At 51.3% G+C, this 19,109-nt stretch carries 20 protein-coding genes, 2 tRNA genes and 1 other RNA gene; 11 read left to right on the forward strand and 12 right to left on the reverse strand.

The window, feature by feature from the left end:
• A partial coding sequence (aroC, locus tag NTV65_11720; protein MCX6115864.1) for a chorismate synthase occupies positions 1–622 on the forward strand: 622 nt, incomplete at its 5' end.
• A 24-nt stretch (positions 623–646) separates the two neighbouring features.
• Here aroC and rnpB read toward each other — a convergent pair.
• An RNA gene (gene rnpB / locus NTV65_11725) (RNase P RNA component class A) lies at positions 647–1,016 on the reverse strand.
• 17 nt (positions 1,017–1,033) lie between these two features.
• Positions 1,034–1,828, reverse strand: coding sequence for a C4-type zinc ribbon domain-containing protein (locus NTV65_11730; GenBank protein MCX6115865.1), 795 nt, complete (start codon positions 1,826–1,828; stop codon positions 1,034–1,036).
• A 120-nt stretch (positions 1,829–1,948) separates the two neighbouring features.
• Between NTV65_11730 and NTV65_11735 the strand changes: the two genes are divergently transcribed.
• Positions 1,949–2,022 (forward strand) — tRNA-Ile (locus NTV65_11735).
• Between the two features lie 598 nt (positions 2,023–2,620).
• Here NTV65_11735 and NTV65_11740 read toward each other — a convergent pair.
• Positions 2,621–3,397, reverse strand: a complete 777-nt coding sequence (locus NTV65_11740) for a trypsin-like serine protease (protein MCX6115866.1) — start codon at positions 3,395–3,397, stop codon at positions 2,621–2,623.
• A gap of 151 nt (positions 3,398–3,548) precedes the next feature.
• Between NTV65_11740 and ychF the strand changes: the two genes are divergently transcribed.
• Complete coding sequence (gene ychF / locus NTV65_11745; protein MCX6115867.1) at positions 3,549–4,673, forward strand: redox-regulated ATPase YchF; 1,125 nt, start codon at positions 3,549–3,551, stop codon at positions 4,671–4,673.
• A gap of 91 nt (positions 4,674–4,764) precedes the next feature.
• On the opposite strand, the gene NTV65_11750 is transcribed toward ychF, so the two are convergent.
• The 5 genes from NTV65_11750 to NTV65_11770 all read right to left on the reverse strand — a co-directional run bounded on the left by NTV65_11750 (position 4,765) and on the right by NTV65_11770 (position 8,656).
• Positions 4,765–4,837 (reverse strand) — tRNA-Lys (locus NTV65_11750).
• 88 nt (positions 4,838–4,925) lie between these two features.
• The gene (locus NTV65_11755) at positions 4,926–5,471 is read right to left on the reverse strand and encodes an AAA family ATPase (GenBank protein ID MCX6115868.1); all 546 of its coding nucleotides are present in this window, start codon (positions 5,469–5,471) and stop codon (positions 4,926–4,928) included.
• Between the two features lie 258 nt (positions 5,472–5,729).
• A complete protein-coding gene (locus NTV65_11760) occupies positions 5,730–6,263 on the reverse strand; it encodes a hypothetical protein (GenBank protein ID MCX6115869.1) in 534 nt (177 codons plus the stop codon).
• A gap of 21 nt (positions 6,264–6,284) precedes the next feature.
• On the reverse strand, positions 6,285–6,536 hold the full coding sequence (locus NTV65_11765) for a hypothetical protein (protein ID MCX6115870.1): 252 nt from the start codon (positions 6,534–6,536) through the stop codon (positions 6,285–6,287).
• A 56-nt stretch (positions 6,537–6,592) separates the two neighbouring features.
• The gene (locus NTV65_11770; GenBank protein ID MCX6115871.1) at positions 6,593–8,656 is read right to left on the reverse strand and encodes a hypothetical protein; all 2,064 of its coding nucleotides are present in this window, start codon (positions 8,654–8,656) and stop codon (positions 6,593–6,595) included.
• Between the two features lie 40 nt (positions 8,657–8,696).
• On the opposite strand from NTV65_11770, the gene NTV65_11775 reads away from it, so the two are divergent.
• On the forward strand, positions 8,697–9,704 hold the full coding sequence (locus NTV65_11775) for a lysylphosphatidylglycerol synthase transmembrane domain-containing protein (GenBank protein MCX6115872.1): 1,008 nt from the start codon (positions 8,697–8,699) through the stop codon (positions 9,702–9,704).
• 3 nt (positions 9,705–9,707) lie between these two features.
• Here NTV65_11775 and NTV65_11780 read toward each other — a convergent pair whose 3' ends face one another.
• Positions 9,708–10,721: a rod shape-determining protein gene (locus NTV65_11780; GenBank protein MCX6115873.1), complete on the reverse strand. Its 1,014-nt coding sequence runs from the start codon at positions 10,719–10,721 to the stop codon at positions 9,708–9,710.
• A gap of 259 nt (positions 10,722–10,980) precedes the next feature.
• On the opposite strand from NTV65_11780, the gene NTV65_11785 reads away from it, so the two are divergent.
• The 3 genes from NTV65_11785 (at position 10,981) to rpmB (ending at position 13,296) form a co-directional block, all read left to right on the forward strand.
• On the forward strand, positions 10,981–11,829 hold the full coding sequence (locus NTV65_11785; GenBank protein MCX6115874.1) for a 3-hydroxyacyl-CoA dehydrogenase NAD-binding domain-containing protein: 849 nt from the start codon (positions 10,981–10,983) through the stop codon (positions 11,827–11,829).
• Positions 11,830–11,889: 60 nt separating this feature from the next.
• Entirely contained in the window at positions 11,890–12,918 is a 1,029-nt protein-coding gene (locus NTV65_11790) for a type II secretion system protein GspK (GenBank protein ID MCX6115875.1), read from the forward strand.
• 135 nt (positions 12,919–13,053) lie between these two features.
• Positions 13,054–13,296, forward strand: coding sequence for a 50S ribosomal protein L28 (gene rpmB, locus NTV65_11795; protein MCX6115876.1), 243 nt, complete (start codon positions 13,054–13,056; stop codon positions 13,294–13,296).
• A gap of 12 nt (positions 13,297–13,308) precedes the next feature.
• Here rpmB and NTV65_11800 read toward each other — a convergent pair whose 3' ends face one another.
• Genes NTV65_11800 through NTV65_11810 form a run of 3 tightly spaced genes read right to left on the reverse strand, consistent with a single transcriptional unit; the run spans position 13,309 to position 14,943 of the window.
• Complete coding sequence (locus NTV65_11800; protein ID MCX6115877.1) at positions 13,309–13,644, reverse strand: hypothetical protein; 336 nt, start codon at positions 13,642–13,644, stop codon at positions 13,309–13,311.
• A gap of 4 nt (positions 13,645–13,648) precedes the next feature.
• Entirely contained in the window at positions 13,649–14,578 is a 930-nt protein-coding gene (locus NTV65_11805; GenBank protein ID MCX6115878.1) for an ATP-binding protein, read from the reverse strand.
• Between the two features lie 56 nt (positions 14,579–14,634).
• A complete protein-coding gene (locus NTV65_11810) occupies positions 14,635–14,943 on the reverse strand; it encodes an STAS domain-containing protein (GenBank protein ID MCX6115879.1) in 309 nt (102 codons plus the stop codon).
• 270 nt (positions 14,944–15,213) lie between these two features.
• Between NTV65_11810 and NTV65_11815 the strand changes: the two genes are divergently transcribed.
• The 4 genes from NTV65_11815 to NTV65_11830 form a co-directional block, all read left to right on the forward strand.
• Positions 15,214–16,035, forward strand: coding sequence for a class I SAM-dependent methyltransferase (locus NTV65_11815; protein MCX6115880.1), 822 nt, complete (start codon positions 15,214–15,216; stop codon positions 16,033–16,035).
• A complete protein-coding gene (locus NTV65_11820) occupies positions 16,022–17,554 on the forward strand; it encodes a Coenzyme F420 hydrogenase/dehydrogenase, beta subunit C-terminal domain (GenBank protein MCX6115881.1) in 1,533 nt (510 codons plus the stop codon). The genes NTV65_11815 and NTV65_11820 overlap by 14 nt, the downstream gene beginning before the upstream one ends.
• A gap of 1 nt (position 17,555) precedes the next feature.
• Positions 17,556–18,797, forward strand: a complete 1,242-nt coding sequence (locus NTV65_11825; protein MCX6115882.1) for a glycosyltransferase family 4 protein — start codon at positions 17,556–17,558, stop codon at positions 18,795–18,797.
• Positions 18,798–18,901: 104 nt separating this feature from the next.
• Positions 18,902–19,109, forward strand: a 208-nt coding sequence (locus NTV65_11830) for an SGNH/GDSL hydrolase family protein (GenBank protein MCX6115883.1), incomplete at its 3' end; no start/stop codon positions are given.

A 19,109-nucleotide genomic window follows, 5' to 3' on the forward strand; every position in this document is an offset into this window, starting at 1 on the left:
TTACGTTGAACAGGTTGGCCCCATCAGCGCTACGCTTGATTACGAAAAGGTTAGCGAGCGTGATGTTGAGGCCAATATCGTGCGGTGTCCGGAACCGGGCGCTGCCATCAAGATGATTGAGCTTATCCGCGAGGTACAGGCTGCGGGCGATTCGATCGGAGGGGTTATTCGGTGCGTCATTAAGGGCTGCCCAGCAGGGCTCGGCGAGCCGGTCTTTGATAAACTACATGCAGATCTCGGCAAGGCCATGCTCAGCATAAATGCGGTCAAGGGCTTTGAGATCGGTCTCGGCTTTGGGGCGGTTCACCTGCGCGGCAGCCAGCACAACGACCCTTTTATTATCGACGAAGACGGCGAGGTCTCAACTCAAACTAACAATGCAGGGGGTGTGCTTGGTGGAATCTCATCAGGGGAGACTATTACCTGCCGCATCGCCTTCAAACCGGTAGCAACGATAGCTAAAGAGCAGGATACCGTCACAACAAGTGGCTCGCCTACAAAAATTGCGGCTGCAGGGCGTCACGATCCATGCGTACTTCCACGCGCCGTGCCGATCGTGGATGCCATGGCGGCCCTTGTTATTATGGATCACTTTCTTCGGCAACGCGCGCAGAACGGGTAGCAGCCTGCTAGGGATCTCCAACTAGGGAGGAGTCGAGCAATAAGCGGGATTCTGTTCATTATGGTCATTCATCTGGACCAACTGTTGCCAGTTGGTTCAAGCGACACTACCCGAAGGCCCGGTACGGGTCGCACCGCCTACGTTGCCGTAGGGAGCCTTCCTATTCGGTCTTGCTTCAGCTGGGGTTTACCAAGCCACGGAGTTACCCCCGTGCTGGTGAGCTCTTACCTCACCGTTTCACCGTTTCCCACCCTCGCCGAAGCGAGGATAGGTCGTCTTCTTTTCTGTGGCACTTTCCGCCGATCACCCGGCGCCGTCGTTAACGGCCAACATCCCCTATGAAGTCCCGACTTTCCTCTCGGGTTTTACCCCAAGCGACCATCCACTCAACTCCTCCCTACTGGAAGATTACTACTCAGCCGACAATTTTAAGAGTCGGCCGCAGCCAGGGCACTTTACCACATCTCCACGAGATATCTGCACTATCACCTGTGGGCCTACTTTCATGTGACATCCTGCGCATGTATCCCTGTTTATAAGCGCTACTACAGGGTTCATGGGGAACCTATCCCTGACCCTGTTGTAGATTATTAGCGCCGAATTATTTCCGATTAATGTCACCTGCTGGGCTCGCTCTTCATTACACTCTCCCAGACTAGTCCCAACCGTCTGGAGGGTTAGTTCAGCTTCGCGCTCAAAGGCCGCGCCCTCCTCCTGAAGCCCCTTTACTACTCCATCGATCTCGGCGATATCCCGCTCGAGGATCTCAACCTCTCGCATAAGTCCAAGCAGTAGATCCTCACGTTGTCCGATCTGCTTTGCAACGAATTCGATCTCGCGCTCGGCTGCCTGTTGAAGTTTATAGTTATTGAGGGTGTTCAGCGCTCGTCGTCGCTCGTTGATCCGTTCACGCTCGATCTTTACCGACTTCTCCTCGCGAAGATTAATCGCTCGTTTTTCTTCGAGGATCTTTACGCGTGCGTTGCGTTTAAGGGTCTGTACGTCGAGAGCTTGCTTGCGAATGACTCGTTCGGTTTCGATGCTCTTTTGTTGGGCTAATAAGCCCGCTATCTGAACATCTATCTTACTAATCTCTATTATGATCGGAAGGGGTGGCGCGCTTTGGGTATCGGACATGAAATCCTTTGATAACGGCTGTCGAGTTATCTTATGGAGATAACGGGTTGTTTTCAATGGGTATGCCATTAAAAAACGATCCATGCTGGAAATACCCCCCCCATAAGACCACTATCCACCTGAAAGGGTTGCACCAGAGGCGACTCAGTTGTAAAACCTCTGGTCTACGGTGCTCTTACAGCACCTTTTGGCCCTATAGCTCAGTTGGTTAGAGCGGCCGGCTCATAACCGGTAGGTCCCAGGTTCAAGTCCTGGTGGGGCCATTCACTTGAACGTAGTGAAAGAGAATGATCACACCGGGACTTGAACCTGAAAATACAGTCAAGTCCCTCACCTGTGAGCATAGCGAACAGGGGAGTCCTGGTGGGGCCATTCACTTGAACGTAGTGAAAGAGAATGATCACACCGGGACTTGAACCTGAAAATACAGTCAAGTCCCTCCCCTGTGAGCATAGCGAACAGGTGAGTCCTGGTGGGGCCATTCACTTGAACGTAGTGAAAGAGAATGATCACACCGGGACTTGAACCTGAAAATACAGTCAAGTCCCTCACCTGTGAGCACCGCGAACAGGTGAGTCCTGGTGGGGCCATTCACTTAAACGTATTGAAAGAGAATGATCACACCGGGACTTGAACCTGAAGATACAGTCAAGTCCCTCACCTGTGAGCATAGCGAACAGGTGAGTCCTGGTGGGGCCATTCACTTGAACGTAGTGAAAGAGAATGATCACACCCGGACTTGAACCTGAAAATACAGTCAAGTCCCTCCCCTGTGAGCATAGCGAACAGGGGAGTCCTGGTGGGGCCATTCACTTAAACGTAGTGCACGAGAGCGGTTGGTAGCTGTTATGCTTTTAGCCCCTACCGCACCCGCACCCCAGGCGCCGCTTGCGTTACAAAATTAAGGATACTCACCGCCTGCAGATTAGTGTTCTCACTCTCTACCGGTTGATACTCGACACAGCGTGTCGGTCCGTAACGCACGATGGCGACCACTCCGTAGCTACCATTCGCCGCTTGGCGCAGGATCGGCCCACCGGAATCCCCTGCACAGGTATCACCACTTCCATCGCTAATCGTGTTGATTGAATAATCGGACACCTTTGTCGCGCTAAGGTAGGTAGCCTTAAGGGCAGCCTCGCCATCTATAATACGTTCGGGTGCTGTGTTGCGCTCCTGATCAAGCCCGAATCCATAAGCCACTAGCTTATCTCCGGAGATCACAGGTTGAGACACCTCAATAAAAACTGGGGTCACCGGTGCGTTCCCTGATACAGTAAGAACTGCCACATCAAAGCCGCTTGATGGCACACCGTCGTTAAAGAGTGGGTGAACGTCGATCCTCTCAACACTAGCCTGAAGAAATGCGTTACTTACTGTATATTGCGCATTCTGATCGGGCACGCAGTGCGCGGCTGTAAGCACCTGGCGGTTTGTGATAAAGGTTCCGGAGCACTCGCCCACTACTGATGAAACGACTACTATTGCGTTTGGCGGGGCGCTACACCCCTGCCCTCCAGCTATCTTAAGTGAGGCACACGCCTCCGTGCTCTCCTCCCCCCCACCTCCTCCTCCACATCCTACTACGTTAAGGGTAAGGATTATGGCGTAGGTGGTGGTAAAAAGGTGCTTTAGCATGCTGGTAAGGTAGCTTAATCATAGGGAGGGGTCGAGATACTGCTAATTTTTACCTGCGTTGAATTAGCCACCCCGCCGTGGTACCTCTATAGACGCTTATGGACCCCAATATGGTGGTCTACATATCTCTCTATTTTAACAGGGTCGTTTCATGGGATTTACCTGCGGTATAGTCGGACTTCCAAACGTTGGAAAGTCCACAATCTTTAATGCATTAACATCAGCCAAGGCAGCGGCGGCTAACTTTCCGTTCTGCACCATAGAGCCGAATACTGGCGCTGTTCCTGTACCGGACCCACGCATCGAGGTGTTAGCTGGAATTGCGAAGTCCGCAAAGCTTATCCCTACTCAGATAACCTTCGTTGATATAGCTGGACTTATCAGGGGAGCATCCAAGGGCGAGGGTCTCGGCAATCAGTTCCTCGGTCATATTCGCGGCGTTGATGCGATCGCGCACGTGGTGAGGTGTTTTGATGATGAGAACATCGTGCACGTTGATGGCTCCGTAGATCCACGCCGTGATGTTGAGACGATCGACACTGAGCTTATCCTCTCAGACCTCGATGCTATTGAGAAACTACGCTTCAAGATAGAGAAGGCTGCCAAAACCGGGGATAAGAGCGCTAAAGCTAGGCTCGCCATCCTAGAGCCCCTTGAGACTTGGCTTAATCAGGGAAAACCAGCCCGTACCTTTAAGAGCTCAGGGCTCTTTATCGGAACTGAGGAGGATCTTGTTGAGGTCACATCAAATCTACTGACATCAAAACCTGTGCTCTTCGTTGCAAACGTTCCTGAGAGCGAGCTACTGCACATCCCTACTCCGGGTGGCAAACTGCCGGTCGATGTGCTTGCTGCCTATGTAGCGGAGCTTAACTCGGCCCTAGTTACCATCTCTGGGCAGGTAGAGTCCGAGATATCAGAGCTTAATCCAGAGGAGCGGCGTGAGTTCTTAAGCTCCCTTGGGGTAGAGCAATCAGGACTAGATCGCCTCACCATTGCTGGGCACAAACTGCTTAATCTTATAACCTTCTTCACCGTTGGTCCTAAGGAGTGTCACGCCTGGACAGCTCAGGCCGGGAACACCGGGCCGCAGTGCGCTGGAAAGATCCACTCAGACTTTGAGCGTGGCTATATCCGGGCCGAAGTTATCTCGTATACCGACTATGTTCAGGCCGGTAGCGAGCTAAAGGCTAAAGAGGCTGGAAAGATGCGCACTGAGGGCAAGGAGTACATCATGCAGGACGGAGATATCGTGCACTTTAGGTTTAATGTGTAAAACTCCTGCCACTGGGATAATTAGTGGCGTGTAGCCCCTAACCCGTCATTCGCATCTTTGCCTGTAAAGTGCGAATAGGAAGATACTAAACTGAGCCGAGGTGGATTCGAACCACCGACCCACTGGTTAAAAGCCAGTTGCTCTACCGACTGAGCTATCGGCCCGTAAGGGTAGTGACAGTATAGAGAATGTGTGAGGACTTGTCATCTGTTCTACAAAAACACGCCTAGAAGGGGCCGTATCGATGCATAATCACGTTTTTTTGAACAACGAAACAAAGCGCATAGCCAATTCCTGCTCGCAACTAGTGTCGTTTACCAGGACCTTGGCAAGCGGCTCAGGAGGCTCAAAGTTTTTGGCGATAGCGGCGGCATACTCGGCCGATACGGGGGTCCCTCTTTGCATTAACCTCTGCACTATCATCTCCTGCGGCGCCGTAACCCACACAAATTCAATCGGTGGGTAGGCGCTCCTAATCGCTATGCGGTGTCTCTCCTTGTAGGCACCCTGATGCAGGATAAGTCGGGGATATCTCTGCAGCAGTCCTGCTATCTCGCTGCGCACAACAGCAAAGAACTCATCTCGCATCTCATCTGTAAACGACTGCCCCTCAGCGATCGCAGTGCGCATAGCTGGTGTTATGTGGTGGTCTAGATCGTAAATCTCATATCTAAATCGCCTGGCAAGCACCTCTGCACAGAAGTTCTTACCGGCACCGGCAAAACCAAAGAGGAATACGACAGATGGAAGGTGGTATCCATCCTCGACTGTAAAATACGATGAATCACCGCTATTCATAGTGGGTAACTAGTCAGCATAAACTAAGTACGATCGCACACGTAGATGCTCTGTACCAACCCCTCAGGGGTCGATTTGCAGATCAAATCGGGGGTGACAATACTAACTATTCACAAAATCTGCCGTCCCCGATCAGGGGACGACAAGAAAGGGGCAGCTCCGTACAAAGACCGCCTCCTATAAGCATTAACGCATACAACGATAAAACATGGTGAATAGTTACCATAGTGGTAATATAAATCTGATACCCATTACTCTCTAGGGACCAGGCGGCGGACAATTAGCACAGCTAAGTTGAATTCTCACGGCGTCCTCCGATGTGATATTGAGCTGTGTGGCGCCAGAAAACTGCGCTGTTACGCCATTCGCAATGGTCAGAGGCCCTACTAACGGGAATCCGCTTGCTCGCACGAGCGCCTGTACCTGCACATTTTGGGCGGCTTCCGGTCCAGTGTTCTCGATCTTTACATCAATTGACTTTATCTGCGTAGTTGAACCCTCAACCCAACTCTTTGCGGGGCCAAAGACTATCCTCAGGTTAGCGCTAGCAAGAGTTGGCCCCGGTGCTCGATCAAAGATTCCGAGCATCCGCACCGGAATGATAAAGACAGAGATAACAACCAAGACCACCACCCATCCTCCATACTCCTCCATCCATCTAGGAAGACGTACCCCACGACCTTTCTGGTTGCGATCAAGTCCAACTTGCAGCGGATCTCGCTCGGGCCTTTGATTATTAGGGTTAGTATCATCTGCCATATCGGTGCTCTGCTCCTGTAATACCCAAGCCATTCTAGACCTAGCAATCTAGTGCTAACAACCCGGCATAGGACAACGCTGCGGCAACTCGCGCGGTGTAGGAAGAGGTTGCTCATCAGGTGCCGGAGGTTGATGTGGGCGGGTGGGCGCCTGTCGTTGAGGTGCCTGTCGTTGAGGCGGCGGAGCAACCGGTGGTGGCATAGGGGGCGCTATTGGAGCCGCTATTGAACCAAGCCACAGGCCTCGTGCCGGAACCACTAGATCCCTGAGCAAACCGGCGCTTGTAGCGATAATACTGCCTGCCATACGCTTACCTATAGATTAAAAAGCCTGTTCCCTCTCCCTGCAACACAGATAAAGCTCTATAACACATGTTCCCTAGGTAAAAACATAAGGGTCTTGTTAGTCTCGCTCCATACTCCAGTGAGGGTTTCTGATATGTGCGGCAGCACATGCCGGTCCCATAACTGCTCTGCTATCTTTAGCCTGCCCTGCTCGCTTGGGAGCGTTTTTTTCCGAGCCCCGATAATCTGTAACTCCATCGAGTGCGTGTCTATAAGTAGTTGTGGCTTCTCACTCCAGGCATAGCGATCGACTAGACAGAGGCAGCTGTACTCAGACTCCTTGGCGGCCCGAGCACGCAGGATCTTATGCTGACGGTACGACTCGTGCAACATCAGTCTCGAATTCGTTTGGCCGGGTGTTAATCCACACTTCCAGGCATCATAGCGAAACATAAAGAGATCAAGCATATTTAGCAGCCCCTCCGCTGCTGTAGCAACGATCTCACACCCCTCAGCAAGTGGAGCAAGCAGCTTAATACGGGCCTCAGTAATCTGCTCTGCTGACATCGCTTCATAACAACTATCGAACTCCATCGCACGCCAGGCATGATGCACACGTCCAAGGGCATCCTGCCACAGATCTGTAGCATCCTCTTTAGCGGGCTCCCATTCATAATATGGAGCGGAACCCTTCGGGTATGCCGCCACCGCACCGCCAAAGGCTACCGAGAGATTAGCAAGCATCAGAGGTGGCAATCCGGCTGCTTTACTCTCTTGCGCTAAGGACTCCAGATTAAATCCTGGCACACAGGCATCTAGCACCCCGGGATCATCACAGGCCGGACGAAACTCCTCTAGCGATGACATGATATGCCGTCGTACGATCCTGACCGGTAGTAAGGCGCTTAGCTCTAAGCCCCCAGTGAAGTGATTATTCGCAAGGAAGAGGCAATAGGGCTCCATTCGTCCACCGCTTACTTTCTCTACCGGGAGGGAGTATTGTGGGGCCCCGTGAAAGACTATCCACCCTGCTCGCATCGCAACAATTGATACCCCTGAGAACTGCTCTACAGCCCCTCCATAGGAGCCGTAGGCCTCTTTATACCAAGCAGCTCCCTGCCGCCCTCCAAAGAAGAGCCGATCCATGCGGGGCGAAGCTAAGAGTAATCCAGAGCCTGGAGTTTGATTTATATTGCTGGCCTTCATGCGCCAAGCCTCCTCAAATGAGGCCTCTCCAAATTTTGCTAAAAGGCTGCTGTCCTGTCCCCTAATACGTCTCGCTTCAGCGCTGAATCGATCGAAGTTCAAAACATACTTCAAGGAGCGTGTGACGATCGTCTCTGCACGCTGCTGCGCCTCCTTGCTGGCTTTTTCGAACCGCTCTCCTCCAAGAAATGGTGGGCTGTTGTACGCCCCAAATTGATAGAGGAACCCTCCTGCACGCTGCTGGGCATAGGGATCTGTGGTGGTAAGGTAGGTGACGAGATTATTGTCAACAGCGGTTCTGTACCTACGTTGCTCAAAAACAGTCTCCAGCATCTCTTCAAAGGTGTTTAAGCCTAAGTTCCGATCCTCGATAAAGAGCAGCACTAGCTTACGCATGGACATCAAGAAATTTGCCTTGCCAATGCTGTTGGAATCCCAAGAAACTTCTAATAGATCAATAATATGTTGCGTCACACTCGACGCTGCATTAGAACCAAACCGTTGAGTCGCAAGCATAACTGCTCGTACCGCATAATTATGAGTCTGTTCTGGTCCCCATTCCACGATCCTAAGCAACCTCTTGAGATTCTCAGTATGGGTAAAGTGCTGCGGCAACTCAGCCCGCTTTAACAGCCCCATGCTAACAAGCGTATCCTTAGTCGATGGACCCAGTGCCCGCCAATAGGAATTGGCTGCATAGGGAAGTGCCTCCAGGATCAGAGCTGCCTGCGCCTCCTGATCATGGACGGGAACGGAATTGATATGAATAGCCGCCCTATATCGATCGGGAAATTGCGGCTGATCATCTGGCGGTAAGGAATTAAAGTTAATCGTCATGTAAACATGCTTTACTGCGTTATTAGTCAATGCTAACTGGAACGATTTTGCTACTGCTATGCTCTGCAAATCAACCCGTACTAGGTTGATTATTATCATGGTTTGAAAAAATCCTCAGAATCTGGAATAGTTAGCTAACATGCAGGTCTGCCACATTAAACCAAAGAGCCTTATAAAGATCGGTCTCAGCGCCCTAATGATCGGGCTCGTTATCTATTCTGTAGATATCGAGAGGCTGTGCGCTACCTTCGGCTCAATCAGCCTAACCACGGTCCTGCTAGTCATCGCAGGTTACACGCTTGGGCAGTTTATGAGCTCCATTAAGTGGTGGACGATCGCACGCTCCGGTGGCATCGATGTTCCATACCCTACAGCGCTCAAGGCCTATTTTATCGGCATGTTCGTTAACTGCTTTGGCCTCGGTATGGTGGGTGGTGACGTTGCGCGCGGACTCCTAATCTCACAGGGCCAACCAAAGAAAACCGAGGGGGTTGCATCGGTCGTAGCGGATCGAATTCATGGTCTTACAGTACTAAGCGTAATAGCCTTACTCACCAGCGCTATACTCGGAAATGAGCGGGTTCCGCCGTGGCTTATTCAGATGCTATTTGCCCTCGTACTCGGCTTTATCACCCTGTGGGTCGTCGGCCCCTGGACCCTCACCCACCTTCCGATGGTAAGTAATACGAAGATTGCAACCAAGCTAAAACAGGTGGCCGCTATCTTTCCTCGCGATGCAAAGACCCTCGCCATTATCACGACGATATCGGTCGTGTTCCATACCCTGCAGATCTTGCTACACGCCGTTATGGCTGAGGGGCTCGGAGTCTCCATTCCTTTAGCAACACTCTTCGTCGTTATTCCCTTTGTGAATATCGCCAGTAGCCTTCCGATTAGCTGGAACGGGCTAGGTGTGCGTGAAAAGTCTTACATCTTCTTCCTAACAGCAGCACCGGCCATTATGGGCGTAGAGCAATCGGTTGCATTTGGCGCGTTATGGCTTCTAGCCGTAACGACCAGCAGCGCTATTGGGGGCATCGTTGCATTATTTTCTGGCGACCTTAGCTCCCTGAAGGTAGAGCGACAAGATGCGGCAATACACGCTCGAACTCAGCAGCTCGCTGAGAGCTCGCGCATTACCTCTTAGTGCTTAAGTCCAGATACTCTCGAAGATCTCGCTATTATCTAGGCACCGTCCAGCGCCCTCTGCAACCACAGCAAGTGGATCTGGAGGCACGGTGACCTCCATATGAAGCTCCTCGGTTAGACGCTTTCCGAGCCCCCGTACAAGCGCCCCGCCACCTGCTAATGCCACTCCGCGGTTAATGATGTCTCCTGACAGCTCAGGTGGTGTGTTTTCAAGCGCCTGGCGCAGCGCAATCACGATCTGAGAGATCACCTCGCTCATAGCCTCGCGAATCTCACCACCTGAGATCGTCATAGATGTCGGGGCTCCGTAGATAAGCGAGCGTCCCCGTACCTCCATGGTCTCATCATCGAAATCCGAGTGAGCAGTTCCAACGGACTTTTTAATCTGCTCTGCTGTAGTCTCGCCTATCAGGAGGTGATGACGACGCCGCATATAGTTTATGATCGACTCATCAAGAGCATCCCCACCCTGCCGCAGAGAGACTGAGTACACTACATCCTTTAAGCTAATAACGGCGATATCGGTCGTTCCACCACCGATATCGATAATTAGGCTCCCGGTCGCATCAGTAACCGGAAGGTTGCAACCGATGGCGGCCGCCATCGCTTCGTCGATTAGCCGCACTTCGCGCGCCTGGTCCTGAACCGCCTCACGAATGGCACGCTTCTCAACTTCAGTTATTCCACACGGTACCCCTACCATCACGCGCGGCTTTATAAAGGAGAAGCTACGGGAACGCACGCGCGATATAAACTCGCGTAACATAATACTTGCGACCTCAAAGTCTGCGATAACTCCGGTACGAACAGGTCTGATGACTTCAACCCCTTGTGGGGTCTTACCCAACATCGCCTTGGCCTCTGCACCGAAAGCAACCGGCTGCCGTCCTCCCCCAATATTCTTTAAAGCCACCATCGAGGGTTCATTGAGGACGATTCCACACCCCTTTTCATAAATAAGGGTATTTGCCGTTCCAAGATCTATGGCGATATCGCGGACAAAGAGGCTTTTCATACAACTACGCTTCGTAACTACTCACTGTAGTCATAATTTTAATAATAGAGACTAGTAGAGGCTAGTAGAGGGTCTTGCTTACTTGTTTTGCAACTATTCACCCGGTCAGATCCGTTTAAAAAGCGACAAACCTATTAGTCGGGTGAATAGTGACATGTTTTGTTAACAGAGTACAAACGAATCCCCCTTCGTTTAAGCCCTTGCAAAGGATCCATTTTCACGGGATTTTGGGGCTATCATTGAAATAGATAGGGCCATTATGAACGAGATTAAGATAGTTGGTGTTGTTGGAGCCGGCCAGATGGGCGCAGGTATAGCTCAGGTGTTGTGCGTAGCGGGTCATGCAACCCTGCTCTTTGACGCCAATCCAGAGGCCCTTAGGCTCGGCATGTCGAGCATCCATCAGCGCCTTAACCAAGCGGTTGATAAGGGTAAACTGGCTGCTGACGTACGCGACTCTGCTAAACAAAACCTGACTCAGGCCAACTCACTTTCGGATCTCTCAGGTTGTGACCTCGTGATTGAGGCGATTATAGAGCAGTTTGATGTTAAAGCCTCTATCTTCAAGCAACTAGACGCCATCCTTCCCCCTGCCTCGCTGCTCGCCAGCAACACCTCCTCAATCTCTATAACCCGCATGGCTGCCACAACCTCTCGGCCCGATAAATTCATGGGGGCACACTTCATGAATCCGGTCCCAGTTATGAACCTTGTTGAACTGATTCGTGGCCTACAGACAAGTGACGAAACCTATCAGAGGGTGCAGGCGTTATGCACATCGATCAAGAAAACGACCGTGCTTGCCCTAGATGGTCCAGGTTTTATAGTAAACCGCATCCTCTGCCCGATGATTAACGAGGCTATCTTTCTTGTACAAGAGGGCGTAGCAGCTATCGATATAGATAACGCGATGAAGCTTGGAACAAACCATCCAATGGGACCACTAACCCTGGCTGACTTTGTTGGGCTAGATACCCTGCTCTATATCTTGCAACTTTTTCACCGTGAGCTCGGTGAAGACAAATACCGTCCATGCCCCCTACTTGTGAAGTACGTTGATGCTGGTTGGTTTGGTAAGAAGTCTGGGCGCGGCTTCTATACCTATTAACAACTCTACCTGGACTAGCGGTTTAGTATGAGAAAAGCATCCAAACAAGATCGAGCTGCTATGACGCCACAACAACGGGGCGTGGCGCTAATCATGGTTATCCTTATGATAGCGATTTCTAGCGCAATTCTCGTTGCGCTGACCGATTCAACCTACGTCGCTATGCGACTTAATAGCGCCGCTGAACAGCGCGTTAAGGCTGAGTACATTCTAAAATCTGCGATAAATGTAGCTCAGACGTTGATCAAGAACGACAATAATGATTTCGATAATCCAGATACGGATCTCTGGTTAAAGTTTAGCGATGGCATGGAGATCCCCGGAGATCTACTTGGACTCCAGGAGGCAAATGTGCGTGTCTCCCTCCTAATCTCCTCTGAGGGGAGAAAGATCCCACTAATGCAACTCAAACCAAGCTCTAGTACACAAGCTCCAACTAAGTGGGTTGAGATCACCGCGCGACTTTTTGAAAACTTGGGATTTGATCAACCCTCACAACCCACGCAGGGCTCTAACAAAGCGCCCTCTAAAGAGTTTAGCTCTAAGGAGCTAGTGGCAAATATCATCGATTATCTTGATACCGATGAGGATAGTGCAAACGTGCCTAACTTTGCTCAAGGGATGGAGGGCGATCTACCAAAAGGGCAGGAGTTCAGAAATGATAACCGGATCGATTCTCTTGCCAGTGAGCTTTCGGCGATCCCAGGATTCACATCCGACAAGATCCAGCGCCTGCTGCCCTTTGTCTCAGCACGCAGCTTCTCAAAGATAAATATAAATGCGGCTCCACCTGAGGTAATCAAGGCCCTTGATGTAGATCTGAATGATGCAGCGGCAGAAGGCATCATTCAATTCAGGAATCCAGCTGGGGGCGGCCCATTTACCGCCAACGACCTCTCAGCAAAGTTAATCGATATCGTAGGGGGCCCTGTTGGCCAGCGACTCGCAAGCCTTGTACAGGCCGAGGGAAATTTTTTTGAGATTATCGCAAAGGTCGAATACGGCACGGCAACCTTCCTCGCCAGTGCGACTCTTAAAAAAACCGGAAATGGGCGCATGCCAAAGATTCTAAGTCTTCAGATCTACTAGCTTTATCGCTAGCCATCCAGGGCGAAAATTATGCCCCTATGGTCCCCTACCCCCGCTCATTCTATGCCCTTACATGTTTTGACAATATGACCAGAGAGATATATCCTTTCGCGGCTTTACGAAAAGGGAAGTGCTATGGCTCGTCGTTGTGATATCTCAGGTGTAACTCATCAAAATGGTAATCGTGTTAGCCATGCTAACAACAAGACCCACCACAAGTTTGATTCAAATCTACAGGTTAAGCGCCTCTACGTCCCAGAGCTTGGCAAGAGCGTGCGCATCCGTGTCTCAACACGCATACTCCGTACCATCGATAAGCTAGGCTTTCTTGAAACCCTTAAGAAGCACAAAATATCGCTCGCTGACATAAGCAAGTAGTCGCAGCTCAAATCAATGTAGAGCGCCTTTACGCTGCGCGTTTAACTTTTCTGCGCTCAATCTCACAGCCGTTATTCCGTACAGAATGGCCTGGCCGCTGTCGACGCTATCCTTCTCAACGGCAACTTTGAGCGCCCTGAAATCAAGCACCCCTAAGCGCTGCGTAATAGGCACAAAGATCTCGTTACAGGCGCGGCATTGCACGACTACGATAATTCCCTCGTAGGTAACCTTGGTAAATTCCGTTGAGAAATTTTGATCGTCGGAACCCACCACCCCACAGCAGGGACACGAGATCGTATCAACGAACGTTTCAGCGAGCCCTTTAAGTCTGAATTTTAAAGCCATCTCTTTACGCCCTCCTTGCGTTGTTCGTAGCCTTTCTAAGTCTTACTTCGGATCCGTTATTGTAAAAAAATACCTCGTCTACTGCGCTGGACATTAAAGCCAAACCCCGTCCAGAACACGCAACATCTGCCGCTATAACTTGGTGCGGATCTGTGCTGAGATTCAAAAAACCCTGCCCCTGATCCTTAATCGAGATCTCAAGCATTACTCCATCATACTGGATAGCCACAACCAAGAGCCGCTCTGCATAGCTAGGATCTGATAAACGTTCGCGCCTTACCGTTGAAAAACGATCACCTCCATCATCCTCAAGCTCCTCCTTCCAGCTCGATTCAAGCTCAAGATTACCGTGCTCAAGCCCATTCAATACGGCCTCCTGCACAGCCAATCTGACCTTGAGCGCCGCACTTTGATCTAGCGCGCCTATTGCCTGAAGTCTGCTTACGATCGGAAGCGGTACAGTATCGAGCTTTATGATATCACGACATGAAAATACCATCTCGGTGCGCTCATGCGTGACAAATTTGCATACGAGCCGTTCGCGCTCATCCTGCCTATGCGCACACATAATTTGCTGCACCACCCGTTCCAACCATGGAAAATCTATCGGTCGCGCCAGCAGGTCAGTTGCCCCATTTCTAAAATAATTGAGTGCCTCGTCATACGAAGCCTGCTCACTTACAGCTATAATGGCCTGTGTTGGCCGCTTCTGCAGAATCTCTTTGAAAAGCCCAAGGGAATCTAGCCCAGGCATGGCAACGTCAGCGATCACAATATCGTAGCAACTATTCTCTAAGGCGTTATTAAGCAGCTCTAATTCAGCAACTACCTCGTACACCCATCCCCTACGCTCAAAAAAGTCTCCGAACATTGTGCGACTCTGGGCATCTCCATCAGCTAATAGGATGCTTGGTGGTATCGAGGCAACGCTCATTTGCGCTTAGCTCCTGGTATTCTTTAGTTCACTACCATCACTCTTTTGTTAAACATCTACTTCTCTTCAGGGAGTAGCTTATCGAGCATAAGAAGCTCGAAGGTCTCCTTAACAAATCCGTTCAGTGGCTTTACCATCAACACACCGTTCTCTGCCTTAAGCCGCTTGTAGCACATCAACACCTTTCCGATGCCGTAGCTATTAATGATCTGAGCACCAGAGAGATCGAGTACGATCGTTCTCTTGCCCTGCTCGTAGATGTCGTTGAACGCCGCGCGCAACGCCTCTCCAGCCACCTCGGTGTCGAGATCGCTCGTTATCCTGATATAGCCCTTATCTCCGACGATCTCCGTTGGGAAATCCATAGCAACCCCCTCTAAAAACTAACCGCTTACAAAAGCAATCGACCTCCTAGCTGAATTTCTTAAGGGTTTATCCCCCGATACATTCACTTGGTAATTCAGTATCTTATAGAACGATTACAGAATAGCGCCCTAAGCTTTAAGCTTGCTCCCTTACAAGAAACCATTACGCTATCCGCCATAACTTGATCTTTAACCCCTTCCCTCGCTATACTATTTGTGCAATTTCATAGCTATTTCGTGGGGTTATCAGAGTTTCTTAAGATGCGGTATTTGGCGCATTTGCAAGGGCTCTGTCGTCTTGAGAAGGTCATGCCTACACTACTCACCGCTACAACCGAAGCAGACGCCTATTCACCGCAGCACGGAGCCGAGACTGCCGACGTACACTCCTCCTCACAGGAGTACGCTGCTCGCTTCGGCGGCGCTGTTGGAGGCTGGATGTTATCAGTTCAGGAAGCTGCCGTTCTTAAGCTTCTAGACCAGCACTGCACCTCGGTACTCGATGTCGGTGGAGGACATGGCCAGATTGCACTCCCACTAGCTACTAAGGCCAATCGTGCCGTCACCGTTCTTGGCAGCTCTCCCGTATGCGCCGAACTACTGCGCCGCTACATCGACACAGGATCGATCTCGTTTAAAACAGGAAACCTGATTGAACTGCCCTATGAGCACGGCTCTTTTAATTTAGTGGTGAGTTTTAGGCTCTTGAGCCACTGTACAGCATGGAGAACCCTGATCGCCGAGATGTGTCGTGTCTCAAATCATGCCGTTATAGTAGATTATCCTGTCCGGTTCAGCTCCAACGTTCTTACCCCCCTACTCTTTTCAGTCAAGAGACGGCTTGAGGGCAACACCAGAACTTACCGCATATTTTCTACGCGTGAGGTTCATCGTGAATTCAAAAAGGCTGGCTTTAGACTATTGGGACTTGAAAAACAGTTCCTCTTTCCGATGGGGCTTCATCGCGCACTCAAGAGTCGCAAACTATCGCAGCTACTAGAAACGGTTGCTCGAGCTACTTTGCTCACGCGATTATTCGGCTCGCCTGTCGTAGCCAAATATGTACGAAAGGGCGCGCATGTCAGCGAGTAGCGAGTCGGTATCAACGAGGCGCCCAGCATCCCTGGCGATCCTACCGGAGGCTCCCGCACTCCTACCGCTTAGAGCTTCGGGGCCAATGGTCACTCCGCTACGGTGGGAAACCGACCAGAATACTACAACCCCACGCGCGCTTCGCAGCTTAGGCAAGATTATCGATGGCGGACTATGCCACCGCTGCGGTTCCTGCATCGGTATCTGTCCGACCGGCGTACTGGGACTTGATAAAGATGATTACCCAGCGGTGCAGAACCTCTCTGCTTGCACCGATTGCGATCTGTGCGTCAAGGTCTGTCCAGGAGATGAATTCGATATTCATCAGGCTTATAAAAAGAGCTTCGGCGTTGAGGCCGACGTTACCTCAACTCACGGTGAGTTCCTCGATGCCTTTCTCTCCTATTCGACCGACCCACTTATTCGTGAGCGCTCGACCAGTGGTGGATTGGTCACCGCCATACTGCTTAATCTGCTGCGACGCAAAGAGATCGACGGTGCTGTTGTGATCGCCTCCGACCCAGAGCAGCTCTGGAAGGGTAAGCCTATCGTTGCGCGCACAGAGGAGGAGCTCCTTGCCGCGATGAAGTCAAAGTATGCGATCTGTCCAACTAACTCAGTTTTTAGCGAGATTCGCGCTATCCCAGGTCGCTATGCGCTGGTGGGTCTCCCCTGCCAAATTCACGGCTATGTGAAAGCGGCTGAACTGGATCAAAGGCTGCGTGAAAGGATCGTACTCACCATCGGTCTGTTCTGTCACGCTGCCGTTGAGCACGAAGCGCTCAAGATTATCTGGAACAGCCTCGGCTCACACGCAAAGAACGCCACGCGCTATATCTCTCGTGTTGGCAAGCACCCTGGAACCCCACACATAGAGAAAAGTGATGGCTCGCTCTATCCGGTCTACTTCGGCGAGAAAAAGGGCTACCGCCCCTCCTCGATGGAGATTATCAACATCGTCTACCGGCTCTATACACCGGCTCGTTGTTTGACATGCTTTGATGCGAGTGCGGAGTTCGCCGACATCGCTGTTGGCGATCCATGGATGGCACCTCCACACAGCGGCATTGATTTCTACAAGGGTTGGAGCTTCGGCTTAGCACGCTCGGCGCGTGGTCAAGCAGCTATGAAACAGATAACAGCTGCCGGTGATGTGGTTGTAGAGCCGGTAACCAGGCGTGAGGCGCTCGCCTGCAACCGCATGATGGGAACCGAGAAACGGTGGCGTGCCTTCCGTGTTATCGAGACGCTCCGTCGCCAGGGCAAGCCGGTTCCAGCCTACGGCCCACACGGCTTTCGCTTTCCCCGTCAATCCGGCAAGCAGTTTCTTAAAACAGAGATCCATATGTTCACACATATGTTCTGTCACCTACCAAGACTGCGTGGGCATGTTTTAAAGTTTACCCTCTCACAGGGGGGCTACCTGCTGCTGTGGCTTAATTGTCAACGTCGGACCCTGCGCTTCTTTATCCGCGATACGGTGGCAATAATTCGTAGAAAGATCTTTGGTAGGACCTAACATGCGGGTATTGTTGCTAGCCCCACAACCATTCTATCAGGAGCGCGGAACCCCGATAGCCGTAAGAATGGTGCTTGATACGCTCTCGCGTACCTTAGGGCTCAATAACAACTCCGCGCCTCAGATTGATCTGCTCGTGTACGATGAGGGTGAAGAGATTGAGATCCCTGGTGTGCGTATTATTCGCACCCCAACTCCTAAGTTTCTGCGTGGTATTCGCCCAGGCATCTCATGCAAAAAGCTCCTGTGTGATATCTTCTTTCTCTGTTCGGCGTTCCTACTTTTGTGGCGCGCTCGCAGATCGCAATACACGGTGGTTCACGCCGTTGAAGAAGCGGTGTTTATCGCCTGGCTAGCTAAGAAGTTCTTCGGCACACCATATATATACGATATGGATTCATCGCTATCGATGCAGCTCACAGAAAAATGGTGGTGGTGCGCTCCGATATCTCCGATCCTAAACCTAATCGAAGGGATCGCGGTACGGGGCAGTATTGCGGTGGCACCTGTCTGTGACTCGCTACAGGCTATCGCTATTAAGCACGGCTCGCCACACACCGTAATGCTACGTGATGTCTCGCTCCTACCTACAACGGAGGCTTCACAAACAGATGCTGCTACGATCTTTGGAGCCTCCGTTTCAACTCAACACCCAGTGTTGCTTTACGTCGGCAACCTCGAATCGTACCAGGGTATCGATCTGCTACTCGAATCGTTCTCACTTATTATAAATCATCCCTCCCAGCCACAACTTGTAATAATTGGCGGAACTCACACCTTAATTGAACGTTATACCCTTAAGGCGCGCCAGTTAGGGTGCTCTGAAAGCGTTGTATTTCTTGGAGCTCGCCCCCTTGCAAACCTGAAGAGCTACCTTGAGCAGGCAGCAATTCTGGTTTCGCCCCGCATCAGGGGAAATAACACTCCGATGAAGATCTACTCGTACCTGCACTCAGGGAGGGCTCTAGTTGCGACCGATCTACCAACCCATTCTCAGGTACTAGACAACGAGATATCGGTATTAACACCACCGACCGCGCCTGGATTTGCTGCGGGTCTTAAACGCCTACTCGATGACCCAGAGCTTAGGGCACAGCTAGGCGCTCAGGCACGGCTACGCGCCGAGCATCTCTATACGATTCCTGCCTTTGAAACACAGCTCTGCGCCCTCTATCAGCGGGTTCAAGACACCCTCTGCACACCACCACTAGCCACCCCTAGTATGCGCGTCGGAGGTGCTTAAGTGGATAGGCTTACGCGGTTACTGCTCCCCCTTGTAGCACCCCTAATCGGGGTATCTATCGCCACCGGCCTCAGTTTTACTTCCGTGCGCCCACTGCAACCTCCATGCAGGACTATCCACATGCAGTGCTGAAGCCCGCGAACGTTTTTCGTATAGCAGCGATCGGAGACTCCTTTACCTTCGCCCCCTACATGCAGTTTACAGATACCTTTCCGAAAAAGCTTGCGCAGATGCTCTCCCTTAATCCCGGCAACCGTCAGGTAGAGGTTATAAATTACGGCGTACCGGCCTACTCAACATCGCATGAGATCC

Source organism: Pseudomonadota bacterium, assembly GCA_026390555.1.
Lineage (GTDB): Bacteria > Bdellovibrionota_C > UBA2361 > UBA2361 > OMII01 > OMII01.

Bases quoted from the DNA above. Each gene is read 5' to 3' on its own strand.
- NTV65_11730 (MCX6115865.1), bottom strand. From the start codon at position 1,828: ATGGCATACCCATTGAAAACAACCCGTTATCTCCATAAGATAACTCGA.
- NTV65_11740 (MCX6115866.1), bottom strand. From the start codon at position 3,397: ATGCTAAAGCACCTTTTTACCACCACCTACGCCATAATCCTTACCCTT.
- ychF (MCX6115867.1), top strand. From the start codon at position 3,549: ATGGGATTTACCTGCGGTATAGTCGGACTTCCAAACGTTGGAAAGTCC.
- NTV65_11755 (MCX6115868.1), bottom strand. From the start codon at position 5,471: ATGAATAGCGGTGATTCATCGTATTTTACAGTCGAGGATGGATACCAC.
- NTV65_11760 (MCX6115869.1), bottom strand. From the start codon at position 6,263: ATGGCTTGGGTATTACAGGAGCAGAGCACCGATATGGCAGATGATACT.
- NTV65_11765 (MCX6115870.1), bottom strand. From the start codon at position 6,536: ATGGCAGGCAGTATTATCGCTACAAGCGCCGGTTTGCTCAGGGATCTA.
- NTV65_11770 (MCX6115871.1), bottom strand. From the start codon at position 8,656: ATGATAATAATCAACCTAGTACGGGTTGATTTGCAGAGCATAGCAGTA.
- NTV65_11775 (MCX6115872.1), top strand. From the start codon at position 8,697: ATGCAGGTCTGCCACATTAAACCAAAGAGCCTTATAAAGATCGGTCTC.
- NTV65_11780 (MCX6115873.1), bottom strand. From the start codon at position 10,721: ATGAAAAGCCTCTTTGTCCGCGATATCGCCATAGATCTTGGAACGGCA.
- NTV65_11785 (MCX6115874.1), top strand. From the start codon at position 10,981: ATGAACGAGATTAAGATAGTTGGTGTTGTTGGAGCCGGCCAGATGGGC.
- NTV65_11790 (MCX6115875.1), top strand. From the start codon at position 11,890: ATGACGCCACAACAACGGGGCGTGGCGCTAATCATGGTTATCCTTATG.
- rpmB (MCX6115876.1), top strand. From the start codon at position 13,054: ATGGCTCGTCGTTGTGATATCTCAGGTGTAACTCATCAAAATGGTAAT.
- NTV65_11800 (MCX6115877.1), bottom strand. From the start codon at position 13,644: ATGGCTTTAAAATTCAGACTTAAAGGGCTCGCTGAAACGTTCGTTGAT.
- NTV65_11805 (MCX6115878.1), bottom strand. From the start codon at position 14,578: ATGAGCGTTGCCTCGATACCACCAAGCATCCTATTAGCTGATGGAGAT.
- NTV65_11810 (MCX6115879.1), bottom strand. From the start codon at position 14,943: ATGGATTTCCCAACGGAGATCGTCGGAGATAAGGGCTATATCAGGATA.
- NTV65_11820 (MCX6115881.1), top strand. From the start codon at position 16,022: ATGTCAGCGAGTAGCGAGTCGGTATCAACGAGGCGCCCAGCATCCCTG.
- NTV65_11825 (MCX6115882.1), top strand. From the start codon at position 17,556: ATGCGGGTATTGTTGCTAGCCCCACAACCATTCTATCAGGAGCGCGGA.